Source organism: Streptomyces sp. M41(2017) (assembly GCF_002078175.1).
Lineage (GTDB): Bacteria > Actinomycetota > Actinomycetes > Streptomycetales > Streptomycetaceae > Streptomyces.
The window spans coordinates 4,270,765-4,283,244 of the sequence record NZ_MWFK01000001.1; the positions used below are offsets into that span (position 1 = coordinate 4,270,765).

The following is a 12,480-nucleotide window of genomic DNA, read 5'->3' on the forward strand; positions in this document are numbered from 1 at the left end:
CAGACCTCCGGTCCGCGGGCCCGGCGGCCGTCGGCGGTGGGGCACGGTCGGCGTCATGTGCGGGACCTCTCGCCGTCCTGGACGGCCGTGGGGGACAGCGCGTTCGCTTCCGGGAGGGGCTCCATGACGCCGGGGGAGGCACGCAGCGCGCGCGACAGCCCCGGCAGGTCGGCGCGCAGGGAGGCGACCGACGCGTCCGTGGCCACGAGCGACGCGGCAGGGTGGCCGTCCCGCGTGGCGCGCACGGCGGCGTGGACCATCGCGGCATCGCCCGCGAGCGCGGCCTGCTCAGGAGCCGCCCCGGCAGCCGTGGCCGCCGCCCGGGCACGGGCGCGCACTGTTTCGTCGAGGTGCGGTCGGATCAGGCTGAGGCCGTCCTGGATGCCCGCCTCCCGCCGGGTGAGTCGGACGCGGGGAGAGGCGTACCAGGTGACCGGGCCGGTGAGCTGCACACCGGGTGCGGCCCTGCTGAGCTCCCGCCACAGGGCGCCGAGCCGGCGGCAGGCTGCGAATGCCCGGAGGGAGGCGGCGGCCCGGGGGCCGATCAGCGGCAGCAGGAAGCCCACGGTGGCGCACGGCGCGGCCACGGCCGAGACGAGCGGGGAGAAGGTCGTGCTGAGGGTGTCCCAGTCACTGCCGGTCCAACGGGCGCTCACCGCGGCCAGTTTGAGGGAACTGAAGGACAGGTTCAGCAGCCACCCCGCGCACAGCACCACCAGACCGGCCCGCAGCCAGCCGTGCACCTGGAGCGCCCAGCGCCAGCACAGCGACGTGGTGACGATCGCCGCGGTCATGTGGGCGAGCAGGTAGAGCACGATCATCTCGGCGATGAACGGCTCCGAGGCGTAGTGCGTGTCGAAGTCGGTGCGCCGTTCGACCGGTGCGTCACCGAGCGCGAACAGGGCGATCAGCGCGGCGATGATCAGGAGGTAGGCGATCCGCCAGCGCCGCGAGACCCGCCGCACGTACTCGGGGGGCCCACCCCGCCAGTGCACGATGAGCAGCAGGCACGACGCGCTGAACGCGGAGATGATGACGTAGACGAGCAGGGAGGACGCGTTCGGGATGCCGCTGACGTCGTTCACCGCGGCGATGGTCGGCGGCGCGGCGAAGACGAAGCCGGCGCCGCCGAGGGCGATCACGAGGCCGACCGACCGGACCAGCGGGTCACGCCAGTCCCTCAGCAACCCGGGGAGCCGCACGGCGAGACAGGCCCACAGCGCGAGCGCCGGTATGTAGTAGTCCGAGGATTCCATGGCTCAGACCTGCCGACGACGGCTTCCCAGCGAGGCGCCGATCCGTCCGGCGATCTCGCCGAGGTCGGCGGACGGCCCGTCGTCCTCGCCCTCCAGCCACATACGGAACCGGGTGACGGCGAGAAGGCCGAACCGCTCGGCGTCCGCCTCCTCGACCCGGCTGAAGTCCGAGCGCGCCGCCACCCGCCGAACGGTTTCCGCCAGTTGGGGGAGATCAGGACGGGTCGAGAGCATGCGTGCCGCCACGGGACGGCCGACGACGTGGCTTGCGCAGGTACCCGTCTCCAAGTGCCACACCTCGTGGAAGAAGATCGCCAACTGGTGCAGCGGGGTGGCCCGTTGCTCCACCACGACGAGGTCCCGGTCGGGCAGGTCCAGCCACAGGCCGCTGGCCGTCCCGTAGGGGAACCGCTCCTTCACCAGCTCCAGTTCCCGCCCGGTCCCCTTGCCCACGGCTCGGATCAGCTCTCCGAACAGGGCGTCCGGAGTGGTGGGCACCGGTAGCCGGACCTCGTCGACCAGTGTGTCGACGAGGCGCCGCATGACCTTTCCTTTGCGCACGCTTCTCCCCGGGAACGTGAGGTACGGGAACGCCGTGGAAGCGGGACCACCCTCTCGTCCCGCGGCTCCGTCGATCCCTCGGCGGACCGCCGCGTCATCCGGTGTGGCCCGTGTCCGAGTGCCCGTCAGGTTATCGCGGCCGTCAACCGGTCGGTCGGCGCGTCGGCGGCCGTGATGCCCGGGGACGACCGATCCTGGCCTGACCTGCGGCCCCGGATCCCCGGCCGGGCCGCGCGCCCCCGACGGTCCCGTGCCGCCCGGACCCTATGGAGAAGCATGGACGCCGACAGCAAGCACCCCGACGACGACGGCCATCGCGACCCGGTGGGTGACCCCGTCGGTGACCCGGTCGGAGACGCGACCGGTGACGGCCTCATCAGCGGCGGCCGTGGCGGCCGTGGCGGCGGAAGCGGCGGTGTCGGGTCGGGGGCCGGAGGAGGGCCGCGGGGGTCGGGAGGTGGCGCCCGGGCCGGCGCGTTGCTGTCGCGGCCGAAACTGTGGATCTTCCCCACCGTACTGACGGCGCTGCTCGCCCTGCTGCTGTCGCTGCTCTACATGGGCGGCATCGTCAATCCGGAGCGGAACCTGCACGACCTGCCGATCGGGCTCGTCAACGCGGACCTCGGCAAGCCCCTCCCGGGGCAGCGCCAGAACGTCGGCACCCAGGTCACCACCGCCATCGTCTCGGACGGCACGTCCGACACGGTCGAGTGGCGCCGGCTGACCCCCGCCGAGGCGCAGGACGAACTCGCCTCCGGGAAGATCTACGGCGCCCTGGAGGTCCCGACGAACTTCACCGACTCCCTCGCCGCCCTCACGACGGCGAACGCCACGAAACGGCCCACCCTCACGGTGCTGACCAACCCCGGTATGGGCAGCCTCGGTTCCTCCCTGGCGAGCCGCATCACCACGGCCGCGGCACAGCAGGCCTCAACCACCATCGGCAAGCAGCTGACGGCGTCCCCCGCGACCGCGAAGGCCGACCCCACCACGCGCCTGCTCCTCGCCCAGCCCGTCCAGGTCGTCACCCGCGTCGGACACCCCATCGGACGGCACAGCGGCCTCGGGCTGAGCGCCTTCTACTACACCCTGCTCCTGGTGCTCGCCGGGTTCCTCGGCGCCAACCTCATCAGCACCGGAGTCGACACGGCCCTCGGCTACGCCGACAGTGAGATCGGCCCCTGGCACACCCGCCGGCCGACCGTGCCGATCAACCGCACGCAGACGCTGCTCCTGAAGATGGGCATGACCGTGGGGATCACCCTGCTGACGGTCTCCCTGGTCATGCTGGCCACCGTCGCGATCCTCGGCATGGACGCCACACACCTGCCCCTGCTGTGGATCTACTCGTACTGCGCGAGCCTCGCCGTCGGGCTGGGCGTGCAGGCCATCAACGCGGCGTTCGGCGGCATCGGCCAGCTCGTCTCGATGTTCGTGTTCATCGTGCTGGGCCTGCCGTCCTCGGGAGCCACCGTGCCGCTCCAGGCCGTCCCCGGCTTCTACCGCTTCCTCTCGATCTTCGAGCCCATGCGGCAGCTGAGCGACGGAGTGCGGGCCATCCTCTTCTTCGACGCGCGGGCCGACGCGGGCCTCGACCGGGCCTGGCTGATGATCGGCGTCGGGACCGCGATCGGCCTCCTCTTCGGCTTCGCGATGACCCGCTACTACGACCGCAAGGGGCTGCACCGCATGACCCCGCAGCCCGTCCCGCCCGTCGGGCCGGCCGGATCCGCGTGAACAGTCCTGTAGAGCGGGCCGCCTGACGGGTTCTCAGGTCATGTGGCGCAGCAGCGCGGCGACCACCGGCGGGGGTTCGCCGGCGGGGCGTACCAGCATGACCTTCCAGTGCGGCGCGTGCCGGTCGAACCTGTGGGTGCCGAGGTCGGGGAACCGCGCGGCGATCGAGGCGGGCATGACGCAGACGCCGAGGTCGTTGCGGACGAGTTCGGCCGCGGCGACGATGTCGTTGACCTCGAAGGTCGTCTCCCGTTCCACCGCGGCCGCGCGGAACGCCCGGTCCACGGAGAGCCGGATCGCCCAGCCGGGCACGAAGTCCACGAGCGGCAGCCGCGCCGTCTCGGCGAGCGTGACCGTACCGTCGGGGCCGGACGCGGCGAGCGTCCGCCGCGGGGCGGAGACCAGCACCATCTCCTCGTGGGAGAGCAGCCGGGTCACCAGACCGCGCTGCTGCTGCCGGTCCAGCGCGACCACGGCCAGGTCGACCGTGCCCTCGCGCAGCGCCTGCCGGATGTCGGTCACCGCGGCCTGCCGCAGCCGCACCACCACGCCCGGATGCTCGGCGCGCAGCGCGGCCAGCGGCTTGTGGAGGTCGGCCCAGACACCCTGCATCGTGCCCACGGTGAGCCTCCCGCGCAGTTGTCCCCGCGCCAGGTCGACGGCCGCCCGGGCCTGCTCCGCCGCCCGCAGGGCCAGACGCGCCGCGGGGACGAACGCCTCACCGGCCGCGGTCAGCGACACCCGGTGCGTGGTGCGGTCGAACAGCGGCGTTCCCAGCTCCCGTTCCAGCGTGCGGACCGTGCTCGACACGGCGGACTGCACCACGTGCAGCCGCTGGGCGGCCGCGGTGAATCCGCCCTCCTCGGCCACCGCGACGACGACCTCCATCTGCCGCAGATCCATCTCCACTCCCGAAGCAGCCCGTCACCGGCCCCGGCCCGCCCATCTCCGAACGAGATGACGTCCTGTGCCGATTGTCGCAGGTGACGATCGTGCGGGGTGGTGCCGAGCGGCGTCCGGGGGTCAGCGGCGGCGGCGCAGGGTGACGGCGACCCCGCCGGTGAGCAGCAGCGCCGCCGCGGCTCCGGCGGCCAGGGGGAGGGTCGCGCCGCCGCCGCCGGACGTGCTGTCGGCGGCGGGCGTCAGGTGGTCGGTGCCCGCCGACTCGGTGGGTGACGAGGTGACCAGGGAGGGCGACTCGGAAGGGGAGGGCTTCGACGTCCGGCCGGCCGACGACGCCACCGACGGGGACGACGTGTGGGTGTGCGTGGTCCTGCCGCCGGCCGACGTGCCCGCCTTCGCCGACGCGGTCCGGGTGGGCGTGGACGCCGCGCGCGCTCCGGAGAGCACCACGTCCGAGCAGGAGTAGTACGTGTCGGTCGTGCTGGTGTTCTGCCAGATGGTGAACAGCATCTGGCGGCCGGTGCGGTCGGACGGCAGCTTCGCCCGGATGCGGTACGCGCCGTCGACGAGCGCCGGATCGGTGGCCGTCGCGAACGGCTGCGCGGGCAGGTCCGACCACCGCAGCGGTCGTGTCGGGTCGTAACCGGGCTTCGTCAGGAAGAGCTTGAAGGTTCCCGTGTGCGGGATCGTCGAGCTGTAGGCGAGGGTGAAGGACGCGCCGGGCGTCAGGCGCGTGGACGGGAAGTCGGCGCGCGCCAGATCGAGCCCCTTGTAGGCGGGCAGGCCGCCGCTGCACAGCTTGCCGTCCGGAATCACCGAGCGGTCCCGGCCGTTCACACCGCCCACACGCAGGTTGTCCCACGCGGTGAAGGGCGCGCCGTTCGCGGCGATCGCGGCCCGGCAGGCGTTCGTCCGGTTCAGGCCACCACCCTCGGGAGAGCACGCGAACACCCTGCTGACCGGTGACGTCGGGGCGCCGTGCGCCGACGCGGGGCCCGCGGCCCACGTCGTGAGGAGCAGCGGGGCCGCCAGGGCGACAGCGGCCGCGGTGGCGGTGCGGTAGGCGGTCATCCGGAGATCTCCTCGGTGCGTCGGCGAAGCGGCGTGCCGCCGCGGGCGACCGGACGGTCACCCGCGCGGGGCACCGTGAAGTACGGGGCCGCCGTGCCGTGTGTTCAGGCCGGGGGCGGGCGGCAGCCGCCGGGCCGGCGCTGGGCCCTCCGGGGGAGCGGCCTCCGGCGCGCCCCCGCCACGGCGGGCCGGTCCCGCCCGGCCGGTACGGTGAACGGCATGCCCGATCCCCACGCCACCGCCCCGTCCACCGCCCCCGACGACGCTCCGGTGGTCGTCTCCTCGGTGCGCGGCTCGTTCCCGTGGAGCGTGCTGGCCGAACGGCATCCGGCCCTCCTCGCGAAGGTCGAGGACGCCTTCCCGTACGGACCCGAGCAGCGCCGCGCGCTCGCCGCGCTGCTCACGAACAGCTCCGAGGGCGTGATCGAACCGCTCCCTGCGTCGGCGCCGGACCGCGCGCGATGGGACGCCTGGGGCGGCAGGGCGTACTACGGCCGCTCCTGGTTCGACGTGCCCTTCCTCTGGTCCGAGAGCTACTTCTACCGCCAACTCCTCGAAGCCGTCGACTACTTCACGCCTGGTCCGTGGCAGGGCATCGACCCCTTCCGGCCCTTCAAGCTCGCCGAGCTGGACAGTGCGGAGGCCGAAGAGGAACTCGCCGCGCTGGACGAGCTCGCGTCCCGGCCGGTCGAGGAACAGGAGAAGGCACTCCTGCACGGTTCGCTGTGGGGCAACCGGGCCGACCTCGGCTTCCGGCTTCAGGCCGCCGGAGGCGAGTCCACGGCCGACTCCCAACTCGTCGCGGACGACAGCACGATGCTGCGCTCCCTCCTCGCCGGAGGCACGCTCTGCCTGGTCGCGGACAACGCGGGCCGCGAGCTCGTCCCCGACCTGCTCCTCGTCGACCACCTGCTCCGCCACGGCCGGGCCCGACACGTCGTCCTGCACCTGAAGCCGTACCCGTACTACGTCTCCGACGCCACCACCGCCGACGTCCTCGACGCCCTGCGCCGGCTCCCCGCGGCCGACGGAGCGGCGGGCGAGGCGGGCCGGCGGCTCTGGGCGGCCCTCGCCGACGGCCGGCTCACCCTGCGCGCCCACCCCTTCGCCTGCGCCCCGCTCCCGTACGCCGACCTGCCCGCGAACCTCCGGCAGGAGTTCGCCGCGGCCGACGTCACCGTCCTGAAGGGCGACCTCAACTACCGCCGCCTCATCGGCGACCGCCTGCACCCGGCCACCACCCCGTTCGCCGAGGCCACCGCGTACTTCCCCGGAGCGGTGGCGGCGCTGCGCACCCTCAAGTCCGATGTCGTCGTCGGGCTCGCCCCCGCCACCGAGGCCGCCCTCGACGCGGCCGAGGGCGGCCACTGGCGAACCGGGGGCACCCACGCGCTGATCCAGGCGCGACGCTAGGACGGGGCCGGTGCCAGGTCCCGCCGCCGGACCCGAAACCGTGCCGCCGTGCGCGGCTTTCGCACCGATTCACGCGATGGTGTGATCATGTCCGGGCCTGCGGATGCTCGCGTGGGGCCGTGGGTAGGGCCCGGCCATGACGCAGCCGTTCGAACTCCCGCACTTCTACATGCCGTACACCGCCCGGCTGAACCCGCATCTGGACGAGGCACGGGCCCACACCGTCGACTGGGCCCGCGGAATGGGCATGCTGGAAGGTTCAGGCATCTGGGAGCAGTCCGACCTCGACGCCCACGACTACGGCCTGTTGTGCGCGTACACCCACCCCGACTGCGACGGGCCGGCCCTGTCTCTGATCACCGACTGGTACGTGTGGGTGTTCTTCTTCGACGACCACTTCCTGGAGACCTTCAAGCGCACGCAGGACCGCGAGGGCGGCAAGGCCTACCTCGACCGGTTGCCGCTGTTCATGCCGCTCGACCTGTCGGCTCCCGTACCGGAGCCGGAGAACCCGGTCGAGGCGGGCCTCGCCGACCTGTGGGCGCGCACCGTGCCCGCGATGACGGAGGACTGGCGCAGGCGGTTCGCGGTCTCCACCGAGCACCTGCTGAACGAGTCGATGTGGGAGCTGTCCAACATCAACGAAGGGCGGGTCTCCAATCCCGTCGAGTACATCGAGATGCGCCGCAAGGTCGGCGGCGCGCCCTGGTCCGCCGGTCTCGTCGAGTACGCCACCGCCGAGGTCCCGGCGTCCGTCGCCGAGACCAGGCCGCTGCGCGTCCTGATGGAGACGTTCTCGGACGGCGTCCATCTGCGCAACGACCTCTTCTCCTACCAGCGCGAGGTGGAGGACGAGGGCGAACTGAGCAACGGGGTCCTGGTCCTGGAGACGTTCTTCGGCTGCACGACCCAGGAAGCCGCCGAGACCGTCAACGACATCCTCACCTCACGGCTGCACCAGTTCGAGCACACGGCGCTCACCGAAGTGCCCGCGCTGGCCCTGGAGAAGGGACTCACCCCGCCGGAGGTCGGCGCGGTCGCCGCGTACACACAGGGACTCGTGGACTGGCAGTCCGGCGGCCACGAGTGGCACATGCGCTCCAGCCGCTACATGAACCAGGGCGCCACGGACGAGCCGCGGCCCTTCGCCATGGGCGGTCTCGGCACGTCCGCCGCGGACATCGGCGGTCTGCTCTCCGCGGCCGGTGCCGAGCGGATGCGCGCGTACACCCACGTCCCGTTCCAGAAGGTCGGGCCCTCCCGACTTCCCGACTTCCACATGCCGTTCGAGGTCACCCTCAGCCCGCACCTCGCCGGGGCCCGCGAGCGGCTCACCGGCTGGATGCACGGCACGGGCATGCTCCAGGAGGGCGTCTGGGACGAGGACAAGCTCATCGCCTACGACCTGCCGCTCTGCGCGGCCGGCATCCATCCGGACGCCACGCCCGAGGCCCTCGACCTCAGCTCGCAGTGGCTGGCCTGGGGTACGTACGGCGACGACTACTACCCGCTGCTGTTCGGCAACCGGCGCGACCTGGCCGCCGCCAAGGTGACCACCGCGCGCCTGTCGGCCTGCATGCCCATCGACGGCGACGAGGTCCCCGTACCGGTCAACGCGATGGAGCGTGGACTGATCGACCTGTGGCGGCGGACCACCGCGGAGATGCCACCGGAGGCACGCAGGACCGTGCGCGCGTCGGTGGACGTGATGACCGAGAGCTGGCTGTGGGAGCTGTCCAACCAGATCCAGAACCGCATCCCGGACCCGATCGACTACCTGGAGATGCGCCGGGCCACCTTCGGTTCCGACCTGACCATGGGCCTGTGCCGGCTCGGCCACGGCCCCGCCGTCCCGCCGGAGGTGTACCGCAGCGGCCCCGTCCGCTCGCTGGAGAACGCGGCCATGGACTACGCCATGCTCCTGAACGACGTGTTCTCGTACCAGAAGGAGATCGAGTACGAGGGGGAGGTCCACAACGGCATCCTCGTCGTGCAGAACTTCTTCGGCTGCGACTATCCGAGCGCGCTCGGGATCATCCACGATCTGATGACCCAGCGCATGGAGCAGTTCCAGCACGTCGCGGCCCACGAATTCCCCATCCTGTTCGAGGACTTCAAGCTCTCGGAGGAGGTGCGGGGGATCATGCGGGGCTATGTGGTCGAGCTGCAGAACTGGCTGGCGGGCATCCTGAAGTGGCACCAGGACTGCCGCCGCTACGGTGCGGCGGACCTGGCCCGGCGCGCCCACGGGTTCGTGCCCGACCAGGCCCCCGGCCTGCCGTTCGCCTGGCGGGCGGAGCCCGTCGCCCTCTGAACGGCCCGCACACCGCCATGAGTCCGGGGTGAGTCCCTGTGACCGACAGCGTCGGCGGTGCGGGGTCCGGTTCGCACGGACCCCGCACCGCCTTCCGTCATGTCACCGTGCAGGTACCCCGTACCACCGGCCCGGAGGGGGATTTCTCGAACAGGGGCGCCAGTCTCACTCGTTGGGGAACCATCGCGCACCGGGGTGCGGGGTAGGGCAGAAGCCGCAGGCGATCCGCAGAGCATCCGCCGGAGGCGACCCCATGGAACAGACCGCGTTGCGTCCCAAGCCGATGCCCGGGCAGGAACCGGGCACGGGGGAGCGTCCCTCCGGCGGAGTCCGGCGACCGCACGCGGCGAAGCGCCGCGGCAGGCGGCTGGTCACGCTGCTGTTCAGCCTCTTCGTCGGGGTGGTGCTGGTGCTCTCCGGAGTGGGGCTTGGCACGGTGGGCGCGACCGTGATCGGCATGAGCAGGCTGGCCGCCCTGCAGAAGCAGGCCGGAGCGGCCGGACAGGCGCACGGGCCGTCCGGCGGACCGGGCACCTCGGCGGCGCCGCGGCCGGGCGGGACCACGACCGCGTCCGGCGGCGGCGCCCCGCTCCCGCCGGCGAAAGCCGCCGGGGCGCCGGAGCGGGCGGCGCTCGGGGTGGAGGCCGTCGACGCGCCCAAGGGCGGAGGCGCCCTGCTCATCGGAGTGCACACGCCTGGCCCCGGTTACACCGCCGGTCTGGTCCGTGGAGACGTCCTGCTCGGCGTCGGCGGCAGAGGGATCACATCGGCGGCTGACCTCGCCCACGCGGTCGCCGGCGCCGAGCCCGGCCGGGACCTCACCCTCGACGTCCGGCACGCGAACGGCACCCGGGCCCGCCTGTCGGCCGTCCCGGGCATCGCGACATGAGGGCGGCGCCGCCGGCTCGCACCGTCCTCCCGGTCGGCGCGTTCCGCGGCGACGAGGAGCGGAGCCGGCCCTCCGCCCCGGCGTGGGGTCGCGGGAAACGGAGGCGGCCCCGGGGACCGGCTCGCGCGGGCTCCGGCGGAGGGGGAAGATGCTGCCCGTAGCCCTCTGGGGAACTCCGCACACGGAGGCATGGATGACCGCCGCCACACCCGCGCCCTTCACCGCCGTCGACTACGCGGCCCGTATGCGGCGTGCCGCCGAGGCCGCCGCCGACGCCGGCCTGGACGGTGTCCTCGTGGCGCCGGGACCCGACATGGTGTGGCTGACCGGATACCGCCCGGTCGAGACGGAGCGGCTCACCCTCCTCGTGCTCAGGGCCGGCCAGGATCCGGCGCTCGTCGTGCCCACCCTGGAGGCACCCGACGCGGCCAAGTCGACCGGCGCTCCCGCGCTGACCCTCCACGAGTGGACCGACGGCACGAACCCCTACGAGGCCGCCGCGCCCCTCATCGCCCCCGCCGGCCGCTACGGCATCAGCGACAACGGCTGGGCGCTGCACCTGCTCGGTTTGCAGAAACGGCTGCCCGGCACCCGGTACGCGGCCCTGACGGAGGCGCTGCCGATGCTCCGCGCCGTCAAGGACGCGGCGGAACTGGAGCGGCTCGCCGCGGCCGGAGCGGCCGCCGACGCGGCGTTCGAGGAGATCCGGAAGGTCACCTTCGCCGGCCGCAGGGAGGCGGAGGTCTCCGCCGACCTCGCCGACCTGCTGCGCCGCTTCGGCCACTCCCAGGTCGACTTCACCATCGTCGCCTCGGGACCGAACGGCGCCGACCCGCACCACGAGGCCGACGAGCGCGTCATCGAGCACGGCGACATGGTCGTCCTGGACTTCGGCGGCCTCAAGGACGGCTACGGCTCGGACACCTCCCGCACGGTCCACGTCGGGGAACCGGACGACGAGGAACGCGCGGTGCACGACATCGTGCGCGCGGCCCAGGAGGCCGGCGTCCGCGCCGTCCGCCCGGGAGCCGCCTGCCAGGACATCGACCGAGCGGCCCGTGCCGTCATCGAAGAGGCCGGGTACGGCAAGTACTTCATCCACCGCACCGGACACGGCATCGGCGTCACCACCCACGAACCGCCCTACATGGTCGAGGGCGAGGAACAGCCTCTCGTCCCCGGCATGTGCTTCTCCGTCGAACCCGGCATCTACCTGCCGGGCCGTTTCGGGGTCCGGATCGAGGACATCGTCACGGTGACGGAGGACGGCGGCCGCCGGCTCAACAACACCTCCCGCGAGATGGTCGTCGTCGACTGACGTGGACGCACCGACCGCGCGGCGACCGCTCCGCCCCCGCCCCCGGACGACAAGGGCGCGACCATGAGCCAACCGCCACCGACCCCCACCCCGGACACGGTCAGCCGGCTGGTCCGCTCGCTGCTCGCCGACGACGGCGCCCCGAGTCCCGGACCGGACGTACGGCCGGTCACCGAGGAGGGCGACCACCTCACCTGGTGGGTGGGTCCACGCCATGTGCTGCGGCTCGCCGGGGACCGCGACGCCTCCGTGCGGCAGCGCCGGGAGCTGCGGCTGCGTGACCTGGTCCGCCCGCACATCGGGGTGCCGGTCCCGGTCAGCGTCGCACGGGGCGAATGGGCGGCCGGCCTGGCCTACACGCTCGACACCCGGCTGCCCGGCGCCTCCGCCGAGGAACAGGGCGTCACGGCCGTCGGGGAGGCCGACCTGGCGAGCCTGCTGACCGGGCTGCGCGAGGTGCCCGTACGCCAGGCGGGGACCCTCGGCGTGCCACAGGTCCGGCCGCGGTCGCTGGAGACCCTGAGGTCCGCCGCGATCCGCGCGGCCCGCGGGCTGCCCGCCGAGGAGTTCGACCCGGTGGAGCTCGACCAGCTCGCCGAGCCCGCCGCCGTCCAGCTCGCCGCGCAGCAGGGCGTCGCGTTCCTCGTCCACCACGGCCTGCGGGGCGACCACCTCGTGACCGCCGCCGGCGGACGGGTGCGGGGCGTCCTCGGCTGGAGCGGAGCGACGGTCGGTGACCCGGCCGAGGACATCGCCGGACTCGCCGTCGCCGTCGGCGCCCCCGCCGCCGTCCGGGCCGCCACGCTCGCCGGCTACGGCGCCCGGCCCTGCCTGCGCGGTCTGTGGCTGGCCCGCTGCGACACCGTCGTCCGCCTCGCCGACCGCCTCCGCGGCCGGAGCGGCGACCCCGTGCCGCTCCTGGAGGCACAGCTGCGGCGGGCCTGGGAGACCATCCTGCTGGAACGCGTGACGGACCTGCGGGACGGGCCGGACGAGGCGCCCTAGGGGCGGCGCCCGG

At 73.3% G+C, this 12,480-nt stretch carries 10 protein-coding genes; 6 read left to right on the forward strand and 4 right to left on the reverse strand.

The genetic code is table 11. From position 1 onward, the window contains the following. Positions 1–53 precede the first annotated feature (53 nt). Together B0675_RS18765 and B0675_RS18770 are read right to left on the reverse strand one after the other, a co-directional pair. Positions 54–1,256 carry an MAB_1171c family putative transporter gene (locus B0675_RS18765; RefSeq protein ID WP_179165320.1) on the reverse strand — a complete coding sequence of 401 codons (1,203 nt, stop codon included), beginning with the start codon at positions 1,254–1,256 and terminating at the stop codon, positions 54–56. A gap of 3 nt (positions 1,257–1,259) precedes the next feature. Next, a complete protein-coding gene (locus B0675_RS18770; protein WP_081219969.1) occupies positions 1,260–1,799 on the reverse strand; it encodes a hypothetical protein in 540 nt (179 codons plus the stop codon). A gap of 294 nt (positions 1,800–2,093) precedes the next feature. Here B0675_RS18770 and B0675_RS18775 point away from each other — a divergent pair, with 294 nt between their 5' ends. After that, a complete protein-coding gene (locus B0675_RS18775) occupies positions 2,094–3,554 on the forward strand; it encodes a DUF3533 domain-containing protein (protein ID WP_081219970.1) in 1,461 nt (486 codons plus the stop codon). A gap of 33 nt (positions 3,555–3,587) precedes the next feature. Here B0675_RS18775 and B0675_RS18780 read toward each other — a convergent pair whose 3' ends face one another. Then, positions 3,588–4,457: a LysR family transcriptional regulator gene (locus B0675_RS18780; RefSeq protein WP_081219971.1), complete on the reverse strand. Its 870-nt coding sequence runs from the start codon at positions 4,455–4,457 to the stop codon at positions 3,588–3,590. 120 nt (positions 4,458–4,577) lie between these two features. After that, entirely contained in the window at positions 4,578–5,528 is a 951-nt protein-coding gene (locus B0675_RS18785; RefSeq protein WP_081219972.1) for a lytic polysaccharide monooxygenase, read from the reverse strand. A gap of 219 nt (positions 5,529–5,747) precedes the next feature. Between B0675_RS18785 and B0675_RS18790 the strand changes: the two genes are divergently transcribed. The 5 genes from B0675_RS18790 (at position 5,748) to B0675_RS18810 (ending at position 12,467) form a co-directional block, all read left to right on the forward strand. After that, entirely contained in the window at positions 5,748–6,941 is a 1,194-nt protein-coding gene (locus B0675_RS18790; protein WP_081219973.1) for a damage-control phosphatase ARMT1 family protein, read from the forward strand. A 136-nt stretch (positions 6,942–7,077) separates the two neighbouring features. Further along, positions 7,078–9,255, forward strand: coding sequence for a germacradienol/geosmin synthase Cyc2 (gene cyc2, locus B0675_RS18795; protein WP_081219974.1), 2,178 nt, complete (start codon positions 7,078–7,080; stop codon positions 9,253–9,255). A 253-nt stretch (positions 9,256–9,508) separates the two neighbouring features. After that, positions 9,509–10,144 carry a PDZ domain-containing protein gene (locus tag B0675_RS18800; protein WP_081219975.1) on the forward strand — a complete coding sequence of 212 codons (636 nt, stop codon included), beginning with the start codon at positions 9,509–9,511 and terminating at the stop codon, positions 10,142–10,144. 193 nt (positions 10,145–10,337) lie between these two features. Beyond that, the gene (locus tag B0675_RS18805; RefSeq protein ID WP_081219976.1) at positions 10,338–11,462 is read left to right on the forward strand and encodes an aminopeptidase P family protein; all 1,125 of its coding nucleotides are present in this window, start codon (positions 10,338–10,340) and stop codon (positions 11,460–11,462) included. A gap of 63 nt (positions 11,463–11,525) precedes the next feature. After that, the gene (locus B0675_RS18810; protein ID WP_081219977.1) at positions 11,526–12,467 is read left to right on the forward strand and encodes an aminoglycoside phosphotransferase family protein; all 942 of its coding nucleotides are present in this window, start codon (positions 11,526–11,528) and stop codon (positions 12,465–12,467) included. The last annotated feature ends 13 nt before the right edge of the window (positions 12,468–12,480 follow it).

Excerpts from the sequence above, each read along its gene's own strand:
- B0675_RS18765 (WP_179165320.1), bottom strand. The coding sequence starts at position 1,256 with ATGGAATCCTCGGACTACTACATACCGGCGCTCGCGCTGTGGGCCTGT.
- B0675_RS18770 (WP_081219969.1), bottom strand. The coding sequence starts at position 1,799 with ATGCGGCGCCTCGTCGACACACTGGTCGACGAGGTCCGGCTACCGGTG.
- B0675_RS18775 (WP_081219970.1), top strand. The coding sequence starts at position 2,094 with ATGGACGCCGACAGCAAGCACCCCGACGACGACGGCCATCGCGACCCG.
- B0675_RS18780 (WP_081219971.1), bottom strand. The coding sequence starts at position 4,457 with ATGGATCTGCGGCAGATGGAGGTCGTCGTCGCGGTGGCCGAGGAGGGC.
- B0675_RS18785 (WP_081219972.1), bottom strand. The coding sequence starts at position 5,528 with ATGACCGCCTACCGCACCGCCACCGCGGCCGCTGTCGCCCTGGCGGCC.
- B0675_RS18790 (WP_081219973.1), top strand. The coding sequence starts at position 5,748 with ATGCCCGATCCCCACGCCACCGCCCCGTCCACCGCCCCCGACGACGCT.
- cyc2 (WP_081219974.1), top strand. The coding sequence starts at position 7,078 with ATGACGCAGCCGTTCGAACTCCCGCACTTCTACATGCCGTACACCGCC.
- B0675_RS18800 (WP_081219975.1), top strand. The coding sequence starts at position 9,509 with ATGGAACAGACCGCGTTGCGTCCCAAGCCGATGCCCGGGCAGGAACCG.
- B0675_RS18805 (WP_081219976.1), top strand. The coding sequence starts at position 10,338 with ATGACCGCCGCCACACCCGCGCCCTTCACCGCCGTCGACTACGCGGCC.
- B0675_RS18810 (WP_081219977.1), top strand. The coding sequence starts at position 11,526 with ATGAGCCAACCGCCACCGACCCCCACCCCGGACACGGTCAGCCGGCTG.